20 protein-coding genes are annotated in these 19388 nt (G+C 61.0%); 6 read left to right on the top strand and 14 right to left on the bottom strand.

Annotated features, from left to right (window positions below):
• Positions 1–9: 9 nt before the first annotated feature.
• The 5 genes from RPG13_RS29450 to RPG13_RS29430 form a co-directional block, all read right to left on the bottom strand.
• The gene (locus RPG13_RS29450; protein ID WP_337126644.1) at positions 10–921 is read right to left on the bottom strand and encodes a sugar phosphate isomerase/epimerase family protein; all 912 of its coding nucleotides are present in this window, start codon (positions 919–921) and stop codon (positions 10–12) included.
• Positions 918–2027: an alcohol dehydrogenase catalytic domain-containing protein gene (locus RPG13_RS29445; protein ID WP_337126643.1), complete on the bottom strand. Its 1110-nt coding sequence runs from the start codon at positions 2025–2027 to the stop codon at positions 918–920. The genes RPG13_RS29450 and RPG13_RS29445 overlap by 4 nt, the downstream gene beginning before the upstream one ends.
• Complete coding sequence (locus tag RPG13_RS29440) at positions 1969–3045, bottom strand: ROK family protein (RefSeq protein WP_292500928.1); 1077 nt, start codon at positions 3043–3045, stop codon at positions 1969–1971. Before RPG13_RS29440 ends, RPG13_RS29445 begins: the two co-directional genes overlap by 59 nt.
• Positions 3042–4271 (bottom strand): family 4 glycosyl hydrolase, encoded by a 1230-nt coding sequence (locus tag RPG13_RS29435; RefSeq protein ID WP_337126642.1) that lies wholly within the window; start codon positions 4269–4271, stop codon positions 3042–3044. Before RPG13_RS29435 ends, RPG13_RS29440 begins: the two co-directional genes overlap by 4 nt.
• Positions 4272–4428: 157 nt before the next feature.
• Positions 4429–5517 carry a sedoheptulose 7-phosphate cyclase gene (locus tag RPG13_RS29430; protein WP_337126641.1) on the bottom strand — a complete coding sequence of 363 codons (1089 nt, stop codon included), beginning with the start codon at positions 5515–5517 and terminating at the stop codon, positions 4429–4431.
• Positions 5518–5968: 451 nt separating this feature from the next.
• Between RPG13_RS29430 and RPG13_RS29425 the strand changes: the two genes are divergently transcribed.
• Positions 5969–6265, top strand: a complete 297-nt coding sequence (locus RPG13_RS29425; RefSeq protein ID WP_337126640.1) for a hypothetical protein — start codon at positions 5969–5971, stop codon at positions 6263–6265.
• An 826-nt stretch (positions 6266–7091) separates the two neighbouring features.
• On the opposite strand, the gene RPG13_RS29420 is transcribed toward RPG13_RS29425, so the two are convergent.
• The 3 genes from RPG13_RS29420 to RPG13_RS29405 all read right to left on the bottom strand — a co-directional run bounded on the left by RPG13_RS29420 (position 7092) and on the right by RPG13_RS29405 (position 9900).
• A complete protein-coding gene (locus RPG13_RS29420; protein WP_095484146.1) occupies positions 7092–7442 on the bottom strand; it encodes an ethanolamine utilization protein in 351 nt (116 codons plus the stop codon).
• A 357-nt stretch (positions 7443–7799) separates the two neighbouring features.
• Positions 7800–8735, bottom strand: a complete 936-nt coding sequence (locus tag RPG13_RS29410) for a pirin family protein (protein ID WP_337126639.1) — start codon at positions 8733–8735, stop codon at positions 7800–7802.
• Positions 8736–9006: 271 nt separating this feature from the next.
• Complete coding sequence (locus tag RPG13_RS29405; protein WP_095484148.1) at positions 9007–9900, bottom strand: LysR family transcriptional regulator; 894 nt, start codon at positions 9898–9900, stop codon at positions 9007–9009.
• A gap of 154 nt (positions 9901–10054) precedes the next feature.
• Between RPG13_RS29405 and RPG13_RS29400 the strand changes: the two genes are divergently transcribed.
• Positions 10055–10705: a hydrolase gene (locus tag RPG13_RS29400; RefSeq protein WP_337126638.1), complete on the top strand. Its 651-nt coding sequence runs from the start codon at positions 10055–10057 to the stop codon at positions 10703–10705.
• Between the two features lie 26 nt (positions 10706–10731).
• Positions 10732–10947, top strand: coding sequence for a hypothetical protein (locus tag RPG13_RS29395; protein WP_337126637.1), 216 nt, complete (start codon positions 10732–10734; stop codon positions 10945–10947).
• Positions 10948–11152: 205 nt separating this feature from the next.
• On the opposite strand, the gene RPG13_RS29390 is transcribed toward RPG13_RS29395, so the two are convergent.
• From RPG13_RS29390 to RPG13_RS29365, 6 genes are all read right to left on the bottom strand, one after another.
• Complete coding sequence (locus RPG13_RS29390; protein WP_127203793.1) at positions 11153–12178, bottom strand: ABC transporter ATP-binding protein; 1026 nt, start codon at positions 12176–12178, stop codon at positions 11153–11155.
• Positions 12179–12190: 12 nt separating this feature from the next.
• Positions 12191–13033: a carbohydrate ABC transporter permease gene (locus tag RPG13_RS29385; protein ID WP_292500948.1), complete on the bottom strand. Its 843-nt coding sequence runs from the start codon at positions 13031–13033 to the stop codon at positions 12191–12193.
• Positions 13030–13932: a carbohydrate ABC transporter permease gene (locus RPG13_RS29380; RefSeq protein WP_095484249.1), complete on the bottom strand. Its 903-nt coding sequence runs from the start codon at positions 13930–13932 to the stop codon at positions 13030–13032. The genes RPG13_RS29385 and RPG13_RS29380 overlap by 4 nt, the downstream gene beginning before the upstream one ends.
• Before the next feature lie 41 nt (positions 13933–13973).
• Entirely contained in the window at positions 13974–15218 is a 1245-nt protein-coding gene (locus tag RPG13_RS29375; RefSeq protein ID WP_337126636.1) for an ABC transporter substrate-binding protein, read from the bottom strand.
• A gap of 78 nt (positions 15219–15296) precedes the next feature.
• The gene (locus RPG13_RS29370) at positions 15297–16088 is read right to left on the bottom strand and encodes an SDR family NAD(P)-dependent oxidoreductase (RefSeq protein ID WP_292712244.1); all 792 of its coding nucleotides are present in this window, start codon (positions 16086–16088) and stop codon (positions 15297–15299) included.
• Positions 16085–16843 (bottom strand): FadR/GntR family transcriptional regulator, encoded by a 759-nt coding sequence (locus RPG13_RS29365; RefSeq protein ID WP_095484153.1) that lies wholly within the window; start codon positions 16841–16843, stop codon positions 16085–16087. The genes RPG13_RS29370 and RPG13_RS29365 overlap by 4 nt, the downstream gene beginning before the upstream one ends.
• 142 nt (positions 16844–16985) lie before the next feature.
• On the opposite strand from RPG13_RS29365, the gene RPG13_RS29360 reads away from it, so the two are divergent.
• Genes RPG13_RS29360 through RPG13_RS29350 form a run of 3 tightly spaced genes read left to right on the top strand, consistent with a single transcriptional unit; the run spans position 16986 to position 19370 of the window.
• A complete protein-coding gene (locus tag RPG13_RS29360) occupies positions 16986–18110 on the top strand; it encodes a mandelate racemase/muconate lactonizing enzyme family protein (protein WP_442921366.1) in 1125 nt (374 codons plus the stop codon).
• 58 nt (positions 18111–18168) lie between these two features.
• The gene (locus RPG13_RS29355; RefSeq protein ID WP_095484252.1) at positions 18169–19035 is read left to right on the top strand and encodes a DUF6772 family protein; all 867 of its coding nucleotides are present in this window, start codon (positions 18169–18171) and stop codon (positions 19033–19035) included.
• A complete protein-coding gene (locus RPG13_RS29350; protein WP_095484154.1) occupies positions 19035–19370 on the top strand; it encodes a hypothetical protein in 336 nt (111 codons plus the stop codon). Before RPG13_RS29355 ends, RPG13_RS29350 begins: the two co-directional genes overlap by 1 nt.
• The last annotated feature ends 18 nt before the right edge of the window (positions 19371–19388 follow it).

Genomic DNA, 19388 nt, shown 5'->3' with positions numbered 1-19388 from the left:
GCCACCCATCTATCGATACATTGAAGCAGAGACGTGCCGTCGCTCATCTGGGCAGTCCAGGCAGTTCGACAACATCGACCTTCTGATGAGTGTCTTCAGGCGAGCGAGGTCGCGACTGATGCGAGGTCCAGGATCGTCGCTGTAGTCGCCCTCGAGTGTGAAGGATGTAGGCGTCGGCTGGTGCGCGAATGCAATGAACGTAAGCTCTAGTTCGGCTACACCGTCGCCCAGCGGCACATCCCCCTCGACCGACAAAGCATCCTTAAGGTGGACGTCCGGCGAGGCGACGTCAGCAAGTCGCGCCCAATTGGAGGCCGCAGAATGCCCGTAGATAGCGGGATTTCCCGTGTCGAACTGTACGCAGATGCCCGGCTGGCCAACAGCTTGAAGAATCTGGAGGGTTCTTTCGGAGTCAATCCCGCTTTCGTATGCCAAAGTAATCCCTGCGGCTTGGGCGGGACCAAGCGCGAAACGCAGCACTTCAGCCGTTCTAGCCATGTCCCGCGACGTCCGAACGAGGCTCTGGCGAAAACCCGGAATGATGATCCTGGGCACCCGCAGACGGTCCGCCACTCTAATTGCATGCAAGATACTTCGCCGGACTTCCAATGCTTCCTTGCTGCCCTTTGGCGCGGTCAGGCCGAGATCGTTGAGCCGATTGACTGCAAGGGCGGTGATCGGAAGCGCGAAACGGCGTGACGTTGTGTCGAACGCCGCCAGTATTCCGATATCTGTGAGATCGGGACCGCGGTTCGGGCCACCCAAGTCGACGTGAACGTGATCGAGACCCGCGGCGGCGGCGGTTTCAAAGCCGGTAAGGCCCCGATCGCCTACCTTCCACAGCGCGACCCCGATTTGTGGGCGATAGATACTCTGCGCGACAGTCAAATGCGCGTTGCTCGTCAACGGACGTTTCTTCAAGTTCGCCACCTCCGAAAGTCGATCCCAAGCTTGGTCCAGGATCTAACCGGCGGATAGCCGACAGCGTCGCGTAATGTATGGATAGCTTCCTCCGGGTTTGTCACGATCGTAAGAAGCGGCCGATAGGTATTGGGGCGGGCGCTGAGTTCGAGCATTGCCCGTGTCAGCATCGCGTTGGAAGAACCGCGGTGCCCCGTGATCGCCACCCGCTTGTGGCCGATAGTTGTCTGGCATTGCTCGGCAAGCGGCCAACCGACACGTCCGCCGGTATTTCGCGCGCGGATCTCGCTGAGATTGACCCCGGGCAGACGCGGGTCCCGACCCTCAGAGGGGAGACCTCCGAAGAGATGGAGGATGCCGCCATCGCACAAGGCGCCTAGCCCGATACTGAGGGCGGCCGCTACATCCTGCCGCGAGGAACATAGGATCACCGTGTCGAATGCTCTGTGCTCAACACCGGCCGTCTCTTTCGTCCCTGTGACGACTACGTCCCGAACCGACGCGCAGGCAGTTTTGAGCGCAATACGAAGCAGTTGGCCGATCGTACCTCGTCCCACCACCAATACACGGATCGGCTCCGCGACCCGCTTGAGAATGTCTCCGCAAGTTAGGACTGATGCGAGCGGCTCAGCGAGAATAGCGAGATCGGCAGCCAGTTCCGCGGGCGACGAAACGACCAAGGACCGCAACCGAGCAGGCACGAGGAAGCGCTGCTGCATCATCCCGTCGAGAGTATGGCCAAGTTCAGCGGTGCCCCAGTCAGGCGTTGGATTCACTGCAATCGTCGCACCTAGCCAGCGTTGATCCGCTTTCGCGGCCACTTCCTCGACAACCGCTACGCCCTCATGGCCAAGGATCCGGGCTGGATCGTCGCGCACGCCGCGTAGAATCTGGAGGTCGGTCCCGCAGACGCCGGCAATGAGGGTCCGGCAGACAAAATCGCCCGGTAGCGCCACGGGTGTCCGGACCTGCTCCAGTCTTGGGGCACCCATGCCCGACGGCCGCACAAGAGCGAGGTGCGACTTCGATCCGGTCAAGCTGATCCGATCACCGGAAAACATGGATGCTTCGCCCCTGATCCGCCATTTCGGCGAGATGGCCAGCACCGATAAGTCCAGACAGGTCCCCCGGCGCGACGACACGGAGCCGGCGGGCGAAATAGGACGAATCGCATTCAGTGATCTGGAACAATCCATGGTCGCGGAATTGCCGATCAAGGCTGGCCGAATAGGCCGGTTCGAGTGCATCCACGACACCCCCGGTGAGAACAATTGAATCGAGTAGCGGATCGTGCGTCAGGAGCGCCGAGAAAATAGTTGCCAGCGGTCGCGTGATCGTAGCGAGGACGTCTAAGGCGAGGGCATCAGCGGCCGCCACCCCACGCGAGAACTCCGCGAGCATGGCATCATCGTCCTCGTCGCGTGCCGCGGCCATCGTCGAGGCTGCCAGCGCGTCGGGGGAACAAGCTGACAACTCGCGCAGCAGTTTCAACACGCCGCGTCCGGACGAATAGGCGTTCAGATGGTCGCATCCACCGCAATCGCAGGTAAACTTAAGACGCGTGCCGCGGAAGAAAGCCTCTACTTTGATATGGCCAATTTCGCCCTGTATCCCGTGCACGGGATCGACCGGCACGCCGCCTCGCGCGAAATCGTAGAGCCTCGCCCCGATCCCGGTGCTCACCGTGACGAACAAGATACGCGAATGGCTCCCCGCATCGCAGGTCTGTATGTAGGATGCCAGTCCAGCGGTCACGTCATTCGCGATCGTCCAGCGGGTGTCCAGCCGACGGCGTGTCAACGCCGCCTGGAGCTCGAAGGGTCCTGATCTCGGGCCCCAGAGTGGGCCAGATTGCAGCACACGACCGCTACGAGCATTCAAGGGTGCTCCAAGTGAGATGCCGGCATGATCTATCGCGGTTCCGCTCTCCAGTTGCAGACGCTCAGTCTCGGCCACCAGATAGTCGGCCAACGCTTCCTGGAGTTCGACGGGGCTGTGGTGGGCCGTGTTAAGGTAGTTGATCGCAGGTCGTCGCTTTACTGGACCCAGCCTTCCATTTGTCCACAGCGCCGAACGAAAATGCGTGCCGCCGATATCAAAGACAGCAATGTCCTTATTGATCATTGCGGGCCTCGCACGGTTGGCGGATTGCTGGCAGCATCGCGCCAGGTCCGGAAAATTCGCGCAGCTGCAGTCTGAACTTTGTCGGAAGGCGTGATCCGATCGGCCTCAAGCGCTGCGCCGATCGTATACGGCGTAGGATCGGCGAGCGCTGCCAGGCACAATCGTTCGTGATGTTCGAACGCCGCGAGCCAGTCGCGGAATGGACCGTTGGCTGGTTCGGATTCAAGAATATCGATGCGATCACCGAGGACGCGGACTCGTCGCTCGTGAACGAGAGGTCCATCCACTGCGACGTTTATGGTGGCATCGTAGCCCTGCGCTCCGACGCGTGCGGCGACGAGCGGCACGACAGCTTGCGCATACCAAGGCATATCACGCTTTGCTATTTGCGCCGGGCACTGTGTAGGATCTGCGATAAGATCCTTGGCAATCGCATCTCGCAGAGATATCAGCGCGACCGCCCGACCCTTGTTGTGCGAAGCCCCGCCGTCGAAAAGAGCGAAGTATTTCGTGGATATTGCGCCAAGGCGAAGAATATCGTCCCGGTACTTCTGCGTTGCGCTATCTGGGGCCAACCGGAGGACGCGCTGCAGGAGATCCTCCCCGTCACGGGTCCTGGCGATGGGGATAAAGCCTCTGTGATTGAGGCCCTCGTAACTCCAGCAAAGTTCGGTCGGATCGATGCGCAGCGCCCGCGCGAAAGCCTGGAGCGTGGCAAGGGGAAGCTCGCAGATGCCGACCGCAGCCAAGCCGCGGCGGAGCATCATGGCCGTCGTCAGGCTCAGCGGGTTGATCATGTTCACGACGAAGGCACCGGGACATATTGCCTTCATGCGGATCGCGAGATCGTCTACCGGCCGTATTTGACGGAAGGCAGAGAGCAGGCCGCAGGGTCCCAACGTTTCGTCAGCTATGCATCCCAGCTCGCTTGCGAAGAGTTCGTCATCGGCCCTCGCCTCAAGCCCGCCGAAGCGCGTCTGGACAACGACGATCTCCGCATCGGCCAGGGCCGCATCGAGGTCCGTCGTGGATATGACCGAGGTTCCGAATGCTCCCAGCCGGTGCCGGGCATAATGTGCAACCGCATCAACGTTTTGCACGTTGCGCCCTTGGAGGACTAATACCCACTCGCCCAGCCGGTGGCTTAACGCCTTGCTTCCCTCAATCGCATCGACGAGCGCTACCGTGAAGGGCGAGCTCCCGCCAAGGACGCAGACCCGCGTCATCAGTACGTCCGGGACGAGCCGACGATCGCGGTAACGTAGGCGATCTCCCCGTCGGGCATGCACGGCCGAATCGGCAGCGCCAGCAGTTCGCCGGCAAGCGCCTCAGCATGAACTGAAATTCGGTCCGGACTTGGCCTTGAAAGGAAAGGCCCTACGCTCATTGCAGGCCAATCCTGGCAGGATTTCCCCCAACAGGAAGTTCCACCCCATATTGAGCCGAACCGCTATTGGAAACAGCTTCCTGCCAGCTCCGAGCGCGCAAATAGCTGAGAACCTCGGGTATCAATCCCGGCGGACACTGATCTTCCCGCTTGAGGAAGCGATAGCGGCCAAGGTCGGTCGGCACCACCATATTTATATTGCCACCTCGATGCTTGGCGGCGGCCCGGAACGACCTCGAAACCAAGTCTTCGTTCAGATGCTCGTGCCAGATCGGCAAGCCAACTGCCACCAACAGATCCACTATGCGCAGGGCCGTTTGCTCCCTGAGCCAACCGAGGTGCCAACCGAGAACACTGGAAAAAGCGAGGTCGATCGCGACGGCAAAGCCGTGGTGGAGCTCGTAATGGGTCGAAGCTTCAAGCGGATGGGCGATCGTGTGACCCAGATCTACCGCCCTCTCGTAGGATGTAATCTCGAAGGGGTTCTTCGAAAGCTCTCCCAGCATGGCGGCGATGGCGCGCTGGATGGGCTCGTGAGCCAACGAGTCGCCGTTTCGGACCCAGGACTGCAGCCCACCTCCGCGAATCTCTTCGATCATCCGGAAGAGATCTGTGTCGGAGGTGCAGGCGACCTTGATCATCTCGGCCACCCCCTGCCTGACCGTATCGACGCCCAGGGTCTTGAGTAATGACGGGATCACCGCGACAGCTTCCGGTGGGTGGAAACAACCAAGGTAGTTCTTGCCTTCTCCGAAATTGACGCCACCCTTCAGTCCGATTCCGGCATCCACCTGCCCAATCAAGGTGGTGGGGATGCGAAGGTGAGACAAACTCCGGCGTAGCATCGAAGCCGCCAGCGTAACGATATCTGAGCAGACGCCACCCCCGATTGCCACCAACGCACCCCGGCGATCGATCTCGGCGTCTGAGGCTGCGCGACAAACGGTCAACACGGATTTCATGGTCTTCGTCCGCTCGGTGCAGTTCAACACGAGCCAGGACGGCTTCAAACCGACGCTTGCGAAGGCTGCACGGATTGCGTTTCCATAGAGCCTTTCGACAGTAGGAGTGGTGACCGCCAGCACAGTCCGATTGCGGGCATGGGCCTCGATCCACCCGCAAAAATCTGACGAGTGGAGACCCTCAAACAGAGTGACATTGAAGGTGTGGTCACTGGAAGACCGGAGGGAAAGCTGCTCTTGGCTGGGTGTCCACATGATCGAGCCCGATGTTCGGGCAGAACAGCTCACCGGCATGCTTAAGAGCAACCCGGCAAAAGTCGTTCCGCATCCTCTACCCGTATACTGTGTAAGAATTTATTAGGCTTCATCCGTTCGACCGATGCGCCAGGTCATTGGGAAGTGAACTTACACCTAGCAAGCACAGCAGTGAGCCTGAGAGCCTGCGCTTTTTAATGAAAGACCGACAAAACCTTTGTCGCATGTAAGATCACATATCGTCACAGCAAGGACTGCTTTTCTGGCCGCGCTGGCTGGCATTATCCTGCTAACCCTTTCGCCTGGGTGGTTTTTGCAGATGGTTGGCATCGCCATCACCCTTGGTTATGACAAACTCGATCACGCCGCTGCGTTTGTCGTGCTGGCGACCATCGGATATTTTGCTTGGCCGGATCACAGGGCAAAGCTGACTGTGCTCCTCGTTCTGACCGCCGCCGCGATCGAAGTTCTTCAAGGCTTGCAAACGATCGGGCGCTATCGGGATGCTTGGGACTGGGTTGCTGGCTGTGTCGGCATGGCATGTGGGCTGCAAATCGCGAGCTGGACAAGGAATTTCGCCGGCGCGCTGAGATACGACAAGCGCAAATTCCTGTAGTTTTAAGCAATCCCGTCCGTCTCGCTTCCTCGTGGAGCGTCCGCACGGAGCGTGTTCGCGACACTGGCTCCTGGAGATCCCACCTGGTTTCGCCAGAGGGCGTTTTGCGGCTCTGTGAGAGGCTATTGCAAGGCTAGACGGGTCGAAGTGAGCACTATCGACGTGTGGTCGATGGTAGCGGACATTCAGGTAACCGATTGATCTTATTGATCAAGTGGTAGCGGGAGCGCGCACCGTCTTTCCCCATACCCATTGAACGGCCAGTTCAGACTTCGCTGCTACGGCTGAGCGGTTTGAACCCATCTAACTGCGAAATCTGGGGGCAGGAGTTCGAATCTCTCCAGCGCGCCAATTCTGTCATTTCCACCACGCCAACACCAAGAATTACCGCCAATCGCCGCCGGAACTACGCTTGCGCAAAGAGCGGATAACAACCAGGGGGCGAAAAGCGTGGTAACGGCGGTGATCGGCGGTGAAAAGTTCGGATCGCTTACGGTCGAATAACGTATTTTGGCCCAAGGCGGAGCTCACGCGTCGGCGTTGGATCGCAGCTTTGCGCCCGAGTCCGCCGTTCAGTTCGCCGCGGCAGCATCCGAATGTTGCCGCCCGTTATCACTGCCGTCGCCGCCTCAACGACAGCAGCTTCCAGACGGGCGCGAGGTGTTCGTGAACGGCGGATTTGCACAGCTGTGAGCCTGCGGGCGCGAGGCGTCGCTGGGACAAAGCGGAGAGGACTCGCGCCAGATCTGCACAGGCAAGACCTCAACGCCTACTCGGTTGAGCATGATCCGCGTGGACGTCGAGCCTGCGGCGTTGCGGGGAGGACTTACTGGCGTGCCTCCCGCCAGTGGGGATAGGTGACATAGGCGGTGAGCGCGCCTTGCTCGTGCGAGCGGATCGTCACCTTCTGCCCTTTGGGCATATGGACGATCTCGCCCGGCCCTGCGGTGACGCTGCCTGACTTTCCGGACACCGAAAGCCGCCCCTCGAGGACGACCATCACATCATCGACGGCCATTGTCTCCTCAAGTGTCTGGTCCGGTCCATAGCGCCCGTACCCGATGGTGATCGGGGAGGCATGGCGCTGGTCGACCAGATTGCCCACAAACACGTCTCCGTCCTGTCCCGGGGAACGCTCCAGCACTGCGTCGGTGATGGTGAACTTGCGAACCTTCATGGGAACTGCTCCTCTAGCGGCGTGTCAACGCGACGTCCTCAGCGCGGCCTTGGGATTGTCACGCCGCCATCCACCAGGATCGACTGTGACCCGTGATGTCAGGCCACTAGGCGTGACATAGAAGGTCGCATTCCAGGAATAGTTGAGCCACGGGTATGAGTCAGCCGATACTTGCCGGCGATCTGCAAGTATAGATGCAGGCAGAACACGTCTCGCGCCAACTGAGGCAGTCGAGGAGGGGCCACTTGTTGCTCATTTTCCCTGTCTCCATCCAGCATTCAGCCGGCACGCGACGTCGTTCGTGTCTTCTGCGATCGCCCCGGTCGCATATGGGCGATCGACTTGTCCGCACACCGGTCAGTCCGGAAGTGGAGTGTGCTCATCCCGGTCATTGGCGGGAAGATCGAAACGTCCCTTGCCCCAGTCCTCAGCGCGCCATTCGGCCTTGGCCTCTTCGATGCGCTCCCTGGATGAGGCGACGAAATTCCACCAGATGTAGCGGGGACCCGAAAGGGTCGAGCCGCCGAGGATCATCAGCCGCGCGCCTCTGTCGCCGGCCGCGACCGTGATCCTGTCGCCGGGGCGGAAGACCATCATCTGAGATGCCTCGTATTCCTGCCCGGCGATGGAGATCGAGCCTTCGACGATATAGATGCCCCGGTCCTCGTGATCGTGCGGCATCGGCAATCGGCTTCCTGCTTCGAGCGCCACGTCGGCATAGAACGTCTCCGAGTACATTGTCGCGGGGGCCTTCTCACCATAGGCCTCCCCGAGGATCAGCCGGACCGAGACGCCGCGATCCTCGATCACCGGGAGCGCCTCCTGGCCATAATGCTCGAACATGGGCGCCATGTCCTCGTGGCGGTCGGGCAGCGCAACCCAGGTCTGTATTCCGAACAGGCTGTTCGGACCGCTCCGGGCGGCCGAGGAAGTGCGCTCCGAATGGGTCACGCCGTGCCCGGCGACCATCCAGTTCAATTCGCCGGGACGGATGATCTGGTCTGCCCCGGTGCTGTCCCGGTGATGGAAGTCGCCGCGAAAGAGGTACGTAACGGTGCCGAGACCGGTATGCGGGTGCGGTCGGACATCTACGCCTTGCCCGGTCAGCAGCTCGGCCGGGCCGGCCTGATCGAAGAAGATGAACGGTCCGACCATCTGCCGCTTGGGTGCGGGCAGGGCGCGCCGAACCTCGAAGCCGCCCAGGTCTCGAGCGCGCGGGACGATGAGCGTTTCGATCGCGTCGAGGCCAACCTCATCGGGACAGCCCGGTTCGATTGCCGGGTTCCAACTCATGCGCCTCATCCTCTCTTGGGTTTCCGGGGGGCCTCGCCCTTGCCGATGCGAATGCCCGATTTCGATTAATCCGGACCGCGCGAGCGGGAACAGCGCTTTCGGCCCGACGAATGCCTAAACTGGCGAGCGATCGTCTGCCCAACTAGTCCTGTGATACGTCAAGCTGTGTCGCAGTAAGTGGAACGTGCGGGCAATGTCGTCGAGCTCAGCGGCTCGCAGTAGAGCGACCGTCGAACGCGATTCTTTAATAAGGCTTCGCCCCGTTCGTGTTTTAACGGTCGAGACCCCAAACGTCCGAATTTCGTGCGAAGTACTCGATCAGCATCTCGGTGAGGACCCGGACTTTCCGTGTGGGGTGCTTACCCGGCGGTCGGACGACATACGCGCCTGCCGAAGGTGGGGGATAGCGTGTCATAATCGGAACGAGCGCTCCGGAGGTCACATGGTCATACGTGATGCAATCAGGGAGCCAAGCGATGCCGAGCCCTGCCGCCGCGGCGGCGGCGAGCGCCGTGGCGTTGTCGGCTTTGAACCTGCCCTGCGGCTGAACCGTGACGATCTTGTCGCCGTCCATGAACTGCCAGGCTTCCGTTCCTTGCATGAGGGCCTGGTGGTTGACGAGCTGCTCTACCGTCTCAGGTGAACCGTGCGCTTTGATGTAATCCGGGCTTGCGACAAGCTTTCCATAGATCGGCCCGACACGTCTGGCGATCAGGTTGGAGTCCTGAAGGTAACCAACCCGGATCGCGCAATCGAAACCTTCGGCGATCAGATCGACGAAGCGATCGCTGTAGGAGGTATGGATGTGGAGCTGCGGGTGGTATTGCGCCATTTCCGCAAGCACGGGGGCGAAGTGGGTCGGTCCAAAAGAAAGCGGCATGGCAACCCTCAGGCGGCCGCGCAGCTCACCGCTGGGGAGGATCGTTTCCCTGGCCGTATCGATCTCGGCGCTGGCTCGGGCCGCATGGTCTCTGAACGTGATTCCCGCTTCCGTGAGCGCGGCGCCGCGGGTCGTTCGTGCAAGAAGCTGGACGCCAAGCTCCGCTTCAACCCGAAAGAGCCGCCGACTGACGATTGACTTGGAGACGCCGAGCCGGCGCGCGGCGGCCGATACGCCCCCTGCATCGGCCACTGCGACGAACGTCTGTAGATCTTCGATGTCCAATTCGGCGTTCCTCGTTTCGCGACACAGCTTGCCTGACTATGGCACTACCGCATCACCAAAAGGAACAGCAAATTGCGTCCAGGCAACGTCGCCCGCTGGCGCATGTCTCCCGTAAACCCATCGCCGTCCATAGCGGCAGAGAAAGGAAGTCTTGATGACCCCTCGTAACGGCCTTGATTCGCTTCTTCGTCCTGAAGATTCGGTGCTCGTTCTGATCGATCACCAACCTTATCAGCTCGCAAGCCTGAACAGCCACGATCCGCACATGGTGGTCAACAACACGACCGCGCTGGCGAAGCTAGCAAAAGCCTTCAATGTTCCGACCATTCTCACCAGCGTGATCGCGGCGCGCGGTGGACTTCTCTTTAAGCAGATCACCGACGTATTTCCGGACCAGGAAGTCATCGATCGCACCTGGGTGAACACCTGGCAGGACGAGAATGTGGTGAACGTCGTCAAGGCGACCGGCCGCAAGCAGCTGATCATCGCCGGCCTGTGGACCGAGGTCTGCGTCGCAATGCCTGTGATCCAGGCCGCCGGCGAAGGCTGGGACGTGACCGTGATCACCGACGCGTCGGGCGGGATTTCGACGGAGTCTCACGAAGTTGCCATCCAGCGAATGATCACGGCCGGCGCGAACGTGATGACCGTGATGGCGCTCGCTGGCGAATGGCAACGCGATTGGGCGCGCACCGAGCATGTCGAGGAGCTGACCGAGATTCTCATCCAGCACTTCGGCGGCAGCGGCATCGCGTATCTTTGGGAGCAGCAGCTTCTCAACACGCCTGTGCCGAGCGAAGGCTGATCCGGGCCGGGATGGCGAGCACTTCGGTGAGGGTCGGGATCGATCCGTTTGCCGGCCTCGCCATCCTCGCCCTTCTGGCTTCACCCTTCGTGGTCGTGAAGCTCGTGGTTCTCGGCCGCTATGCGCTCGAAGCCTGGCACGTCGTCCGACTGCTCCGCAAGCCACCAGAGCTTGCGAGGCGCGGACGGATACTGACGGCCGGCAAGTGGTCGATGGTAGCGGCTGTCTGCATAACCGATTGATCTTATTGATCAAGTGGTAGCGGGAGACCGCTACATCGCGAGACCCACTGTCGAAGAGGCGTTCTTCTACTATCGGCGGCACGCAGCTTAGTCGAAATTTTCAATTTTGGTGACAGAGATTAGAGCATTGGAACGGCCTCAATTTGCGACGGTTTGCGACTGGCCGACGTATGCGTTTACCCGACACAGTGGCCAGCATGACGTGTCAGACTGTGCGTCCTTCGTTGTCGAAGAAATGCAGGTGCTCGGGTGCAGTCTTCAGTCCGACCTCGGCGCCAATTTCGGGCGCTATCCCTTGGTTATGGATGGCGAGGCAAGTCTGGCCTCCGTCCAGTTCGACGTGAATGAGCGTGACAGCGCCAGTGTATTCAGCCAGCCTTACCTTACCACGTAGCGCGGTGTTTGAGGGCGCGACAAGCGACAGGTGCTCAGGTCGAACGCCGACCGATGCAGCCGTGGCAGGCACGGATGAGTTGTGGGTGATTGGCTGGCCGCCGAATAACGGCAAGATGTTCATTTTCGGACTGCCGATGAACTGGGCGACGAAGATGGTTCCGGGCTCGTTGTAGAGTTCGTGGGGCGAACCGACCTGCTCAATCTTCCCTTCGCGCAATACGACGATCTTGTCGGCGAGGGTCATGGCCTCAATCTGGTCGTGCGTCACATAAATCATCGTTGTTGACAGGCGCTGGTGCAGCGCCGCGATCTCCGAGCGCATGTGGACACGCAGTTCGGCATCGAGGTTCGAAAGCGGCTCGTCGAAGAGAAAAACTTCGGGATTGCCGACGATGGCGCGGCCGATGGCCACGCGCTGGCGCTGTCCGCCCGACAACTGACGCGGGAAGCGGTCAAGCAATGGCTCGAGCTTCAGCGTTGCGGCGGCTTCCGAGACGCGTCGGGCGCGCTCCTTGGCCGGCACTTTGCGAACCTTGAGGCCAAAGCCCATGTTGTCGCGTACCGTGAGGTGGGGATAGAGCGCGTAGGACTGGAACACCATTGCCACGCCGCGCTTGGCCGCCGGAACCTCGTTGACCAGGCGGTCGCCGATGTGGAGTTCGCCGTCGCTGATGTGCTCCAAGCCGGAAATCAGCCGCAGCAGCGTGGACTTCCCGCATCCCGACGGACCGACGAAGACCACGAACTCGCCATCCTCGATCTGAAGATCGACACCACGGATGACTTCGACCGTCCCGAACCGCTTGCGGATGTCCTTGAGAAGAACTTTTGTCATGGCGGGCTTCCCTTATCCCTTGACGCCGGAGAGGGCGAAGCTCTCGACGATCTGGCGCTGGGCGATCAGATAGATGATGAGGATGGGAACCACGGCCAGGCTTGTCGCCGCCAATTGCAGGTTCCACAAAGGCAGGCCGTAGCTGTCGTTGAAGTTGGACAGCGCCAGCGGCAGCGTGAATTTCTCAATCGAGCTGAGGAAGATCAATGGCTCGAGGAACAGGTTCCACGAATGCAGAAACGTGATCACCGCAACCGCGGCAAGTGCCGGCCGCGACATGGGTAGGGCGATTGCCCACCAGATGCCGAACCTCGACAACCCATCCATCTTGCCGGCCTCTTCGAGTTCTCGGGGCAACGCCAGGAAGAACTGGCGCATCAAGAACGTCGCCATCACGCCCTGCGGGCCGAAGACAGGCAGAAGGATGAGCGGCCAATGTGTGTCGATCAGTCCCATCGCTCGGATCAGGAAGAAGTTCGGGATGATGGTGACCTCTTCAGGCACCATCAGCGCCATCACCAGAAACAGCATCAAAAGGCCAGCGCCGGCAAAGCGGATGCGCGCCAGCGCATACCCGGTGAGCGATGCAATGAACAAGGTCAGTACCGTTACCGTCACGGCGATGTAAAGCGAATTGAAATACTGCCGCGCGAAGGGCTGGTAGGTGAACACTTCGGCGAAGTTCTCGATACGCCAGACTCGGGGGATCAAGGTCGGCGCGCCGAAGATTTCGGTGGTGCTCTTGAAGCCGCCGGAGATCATCCACAGGAAGGGAAACACGAAAGGCACCGCCAGCAGCAGCAGGGCTATGGTCCAGCAGATGCGATAGAGGATCTCGGTCTGACGTGGGGTCACTCCATCTCCCTCCGCCGCAACATCACCTGCACAAGGGTGAGCGCCATTACGATGGCGAACATGATCAGAGCCAGTGCCGCTGCATAGCCGACGTTGAAGAACTTGAAGCCCTGTTGGTAGATGTAGAACGCCAGCACCAGGGTGCCGTTTTCAGGGCCGCCGCCAGTCATCTGGTAAATATGGTCGAACACCTTGAACGAACCGATCGTCGTCAGAACCATGATGACGAGCGTCGTTGGCGCAAGCAGCGGCCAGGTGATCATGCGGAAGATCTGCAGGCGCGAAGCGCCCTCCAATTTCGCCGCTTCCTCGTAGTCGCGCGGTATCGACTGAAGCGCGGCGATGTAGAGGATCATGTTGAGCCCGACCATCTTGATGACGCGGGTGACGATGACTGCCGCCATCGCCCAGTTGGGCTCGCGCAGCCAATTCGGACCATCGATGCCGACCCAGGCGAGCATCTGGTTCACTGCGCCACCTTCACCCTGCAGCATGAATTTCCAGACGATCGCCCAGGCAATCGCGGAAGTGATCACAGGTGCGAAGAAAATCGTCCGAAAGAACACGACGCCGAAGAACGGCCGCGAAAGCGCCAGTGCAAGCGATAGGGCCAGCGCCATGTTCAGGGGAACAAGCCCCAGCGCAAAGATCACGGAATTTCGGACGACATGCCAGAAGTCGGGGTTCTCCAGCAGGGCATTCTGGAAATTGTGAAGCCCAACGAATGTCGCCTGCTGGCTGAGCAGGTTCCACTCGGTCGTCGAATAGTAGAAGATGGCGACCAGCGGCCCAAGGAAGAAAATCAGGAACCCGATGAAAGTGGGGCTGACGAACAGCCACGCTTCCAGCATTTCCCTGGTTTTCAAGGTCAACCGCGGCGCGCTTACCGAGCGCGCCATATTGTCCCGCGATGCCGAGTCGGCCACCGAACAGAGCCCGGTCAGAGCAAAGGCTGAATGGCGGCGCAGACGCCTTTCACGGCTTCTTCGACATTGGCGTCGGCCCGCCACAGCGCGTCGACCCGCGGCGACATAGCAGCGAATATTTGCGGCACCCGCTCATGCGACGGATGAACGCGGCCGTTAACGATTGCGGCGGCGACACTTTTCATCTGCTCGGGCGGGATCAGTTTGTTGGAATTGACGAAGGCGTCGCTCTCCAGAACGCTTTTGCGGGCCGGCGGGAAGAACTGGGCCATGATCGCCACGTTGTCCTTGCTGGTCATTTCGGCAACCAGTTGAGCGGCGAGGTCCTTGTTCTTGCCCGATTCAAAGACCGTTAGGGCGGCCTGGCCGATGACCGGAGCCTCACCGGCCGGTCCCGAGGGCAGGGGCGCGATGCCCCATTTGAAGCCCGCCTCCGGCATCTTCGACGCTCGCGAGATCTGGTTTATGGTCATCGCGGAATTGCCTGAGAAGTAATCGCCCTGTTCTCCAGGCGGCACAATCGACTTGTCCTTGAACACCATGTCATAAAGTTGCTTGACCGCAGCCACCGCTTCCGGTTTGTCCAGGCCGCACTGGCCGTTCGCCCACAGCTCTCCGCCATAGGCGCGCACGGGCGGCAGCAGGGCGTGCGTCATCCGCGATGCGTAGCCTTCGCCGTCCTTGAACTCAAAGCCCCATTTTCCGGGATTGGCCTCGGTGATCTTCTTGGCGACCTCCTGAAATTTCTGCGTGTTCCACTCGCCCTTTGCAGCGAGCTGATTGGGATCTTCGAGACCCGCTTTGTCGAACATGTCCTTGTTGTAGTAGATCAGGAACGGCGAGGTCGAGAACGGCACGCCGTAGACCGTGCCGTCCTTCTGCCAAAGCGCCATCGCCGGCTGGGAGAAATCGTCGAAATTGTATCCCTCGGTCGCCTTGAGCGCCGGGCCGATGTCCATCAGCAGCCCAGCGTTCTCGAATGCCGGTGCCGCATCTTCCATCATCCAGGCGACGTCCGGGGCGTTGCCGCCGGCGACCTGGAAGGTAAGCTTCTGGGTATAGTCCGCGACCGGAACCGTCTCGAACTTCACCGTGACGCCCGGATGCTTGGCGATGAAGCCCGCGGCGATGCCGTTTAACATCTTGAGATGGGCCTCGCTGCCGGTCCATACGGTTACCCGGAGTTCCTGAGCCAGCGCCAGGGTCGACATGGCGCACAGGGCCAGGGCCGAAACTGCGAGCTTCATTGCGGTCTTCATAGTCTCCTCCAAAACGCTGATGGTCCAATCAACAACTGCGAATGCGATCTGAGTGGCCTGGCAAGCAGCGGCGTCTTGTCATGCCGTCACTCCGGGCGAGACGCCGGGTGCGTCGCCAATCGTCCAGCCGCCATCGACGGGGATGTCGGCTCCAGTGATGTAGCGGGCAGCATCGCTGCACAAGAAAACGAAAGCTCCGACGAGGTCGTCGGCCTGGCCGTGGCGGCCGGCGGGAATTTTTGCCGCAACCGCCTTGCGGAAAGCGGCGTCCCGGTAGCGCTCGGCCGTGGCCTCGGTCTCGATGGCGCCAGGCGATACCACATTCATTGTGACGCCATGCTGCGCGACATCCCGTGCGATGGCGCGCACTGCCGTCAGTTGCGCCGCCTTCAGTGACGCGTAGACGACTGTTTCGGCGCGTGGGCGCGTGGCCATGACGCTGCCGGTAGCAACCACGCGTCCCCATCCGCGCTTCGCCATGGCTGGAACAAGCCGCGCAGCCAAGGTGAGCAGCGCTGTGAAGTTTGCCGCGACATGCGCCTGTATATGTGCCTCGTCGACCTTGCCCCATGCACGGCGTCGTTCGATAGCACCATTCGAGATCAAGATGTTGATGGGGTCGGCACTGGAGGCGACTTCGTCCGCAAAAGCCGACATCGCTTTGCCGTCTGTAAAATCGACCTCAAAGATGGCGGTGCCATCGCCGATGGCGGCCGCCGTGTCGCGCGCGCCAGCGGCGTCGCCGAAATGATGCAGCGCGACTGACGCTCCATGCTGGGCGAGGGCAATCGCAACCGCCCGACCGATACCGGAACTGGCGCCGGTCACCAGCGCCCGCCGGCCAGCGAGGGAGAAACGGTCGTGACTCAAGCCGACTGCCCCCCGAGTTTGCCGGCCACCTCGAGCGAGGCAATGTCGGCAGCGTCAAAGTGCTCGTGAATGCGCCGGTCGGCGAGGTTGGTGTCGCCCGCTGCGATCGCATCGTAGATTGCCTGGTGCCGTTCGACGGTGGCCAGCCAATCCGCGTTTGTGCGATTGGAGCGCCGCGAGAACAGCTCCGAAACCTCCCGCTGGACCGACCGCATACCTTCCATCTGGATGCGGATCATGGCGTTGCCCGTGGCCATGGCAAGGCCGAGGTGGAACTGTATGTCGGCTTCGGTGAAATCGCCGGGCTTACCAATGCCGGCGTGCATGTCGAGCACGGCCTGGCGCATTACTTCCAATCCTCTCGGATCGCGGCGCTCGGCGGCGAGCCGGGCGATGCCCACCTCGATGACGCGGCGCATTTCGTTGGCTTCCTGAAGCCGCGTCAGGCTGGAGCGGACCGCATAGGCGTAGATACGGTCCATCGGTTCGCCGCTGAGCGCCTTGGCGCGGGCGACCTTCCCCTGCTGCGTCGATACCAGACCTGCGCTGGTTAACTGGCGCAGCGCCTCACGCGCGATCGGCTTGGAGACGCCGAATTCCCTGGCGATCTCGCCCTCCGGCGGCAGCGCCTCGCCCGGGGCAATGCGTCCGTCGAACAGGGCCGCGGCGATGGCATCCGAGACGCCGTCCGCCAGGCGGGAAGGGCTCGCGAGTTTTGCGGCGAAAATCGACTTGCGTTCGGCGTCTGCGGGCATTCGGCATCCTCTCAACGGCTGCCTAGCACAATTGCAGCCAACATAGCAACTAAGTTTGCCAGTTGCTATGTTGCGACGTTGGCGCTATGAGAAATCGTCCGAAGGAGGAAGTCTGGAGTCGATGCGCGGGAGCGATCCAATCGTGGCGGAGTCGTTGAAGATTGCCGAGGTGATTGCTCATCCCCTCAGCCAGACGCTGCCCAAGCCTACGGTCACGTCCTGGGGCGTTTATGAAAAGGTTTCGCTGGTTCTTGTTGAGGTGCGTACGACCGAGGGTATCGTCGGCGTCGGCGAAACCCTGGCGCGGTTCTCACCCAAGGCCTATGTCGAATTGATCGAAGGCTCGCTGACGCCGCGCCTTCTCGGCCAGGACGCGCGCAACATCGGCGCTCTGTGGCAGTCCATGCGCCGCGCGCTGTCGGGCAGGGCGGGGGGCATGCTGATTGAGGCCATCGCCGGCGTGGACATTGCGCTTTGGGATATCCTTGGCAAGGCGGCCGGGCAGCCGGTCGCGAAGCTTCTTGGGGGCGTTGGACGCGATCGCATTGACGTTTACGCCGCCGCTGTCAATTGGGTCGACGACAAGGCCGCCGACGCTGAACTCGATCGCTATGTTGACGAGGGCTTTACGCGCATCAAGGTGAAGATAGCGCGGCCTGTGCGTGACGCCTGCAAACGTATCGAGCGCATCCGCAAGCGGGCCGGCGACGTGATCGGGCTCTGTGTCGACGCAAACTGGGCCTACAACATGGATGAGGCTGTCGAGGTCGGCAGTGCGCTTTCGGCATACGGCTATTTCTGGTTCGAGGAGCCGCTGCAGCCGGAGAACGAGCAGGGTTACGAAGAACTGCGCCGGCGCTGTGACGTGCCGCTGGCTGCAGGCGAAAGCAATTTCACCCTCGACCAGGCGCAACGCCTGATCGCCAATCGGACGCTGTCCGTGCTGCAACCAGACGTAGCGCGCGCGGGCGGCATCACGGAGACACGTCGCATGGCGGATTACGCCGCCGCCCATGACATCCGCTATGCGCCGCACATCGGCATGTCGGGCATCGTCTGCGAGACCGCGAGCGTCCATCTGGCTGCAGCGATGCCGAACTTCGCCGTCATGGAATGCGAATGTGACGCCAGTCCGTTCAAGACGAGTTTGGCCGATCTCGCTCCCGGGTGCCGCCGGCAGAAGAGCGGAACGCTCGACGTCCCGGATCGGCCGGGACTCGGCATCGAAATCGACTGGGATGCCGTCAAGAAACTAAAAGCCGAATGAGGCCGACGACCAGATGAAAATCCAGGCTCCGAACCCACCCGATACCTTGACAGAGGCGATGCGGCTGGCGCTGCTGCGCGCCGATCCGGCGCTCAGCCGCTTCGACCCGCTGCCGCGGATTCTGTCGTTCGACGATTTCTCGCGTGGCCACTGCGGTTGGTCGCAGCTTGTCGGCAACTACGAGGACGATCTTGACACCATGCTGCCCGGTTACGCGCAGCATACAAGCGCAATGCTGTCGACGCTCGGACACTGGGATGCCGGCTCGCACGGGGGAATGGGCTCTTCCTACGCCTTGAAGGTCGCAACACGTCCGGTGCCTGGCGCACGCAACGTCGCCATCAAACGCCACACGTTCAGGAAACGCGGGCCGATCCGTTTCGAAATGTATTTTACCTTCAAGCCTGAGGCCAGCGAGCTGAAACTGTCCGAGACCGATGTGCGCTCCGTCGGCTTCCTGTTCGACCTGCAGGGTGGAGACAAAGACAGCCATGACGACCGCGTCATGCCGCATCTGCGCTTCCTGAATGCGCTCGACGGCCAACATCTGCAAAAATGGCAATACAAGCGTGAGACCGAGAGAATCATCCCGATCGGCACCGACAACAAGACGATCAGCCACTACCATCTGGCGTCGGAGAACTGGCTCGATCTTCCCGGTGGATCGCAGCGCCTCTGCTACAACGAGGTCCCCACCAAGGTGAACTGGACCTATCTGTGCTTCGACTTCGACCTGGAATCGATGACGGCGCTCGGGCTGCGCTGCAACGATCGCAGCTTCGATCTCTCGGGGTTCGATTCGATCCGCATTCCGGCGATGAAGAACCTTTGGTGCATGCTCAACTTCGCCCTGTTCGCGGAAACCGACGTTGCCAAACGCGCCTTCCTCTACGTCGACTCCATTTGCATTTCAGGAGACTTCTGATGCTGCCCGAGAACTTCACCGCGGTCGTCTCGCGCAATGAATGCTGGCGTGGTGAAGCCGCCAGCGAGCCCTATGAGGCAGGGTGGGCGCGCGAGGCGATTTTCTTCGTGCGCGCGCTTAAAGAACCTGTCGGACCCACTACGACGGCGTGGATTGAGGTTTCGCCGGACGGAATGCGTTGGCTGCGCGAAGGCACCGAATTTCCAATGCCGGACAAACGCGACGGCGTGGCAATGGCGCGGCTCGCCCATTTCGGCAACTGGCTGCGTGTCGCGGCGCATTTCGATGATGGTGCGGAATGTACAGTGCTGGTGACGCTGCATCTGAAGGCCTGAATCCAGCGCCTCGCCAGA

The organism is Mesorhizobium sp. ISC15, assembly GCF_037162615.1.
In the GTDB taxonomy this organism is placed as follows: Bacteria; Pseudomonadota; Alphaproteobacteria; order Rhizobiales; family Rhizobiaceae; genus Mesorhizobium; species Mesorhizobium mediterraneum.
Note: the sequence above shows the minus strand (reverse complement) of the source record. Positions and strands in the feature narration are given on the sequence as shown.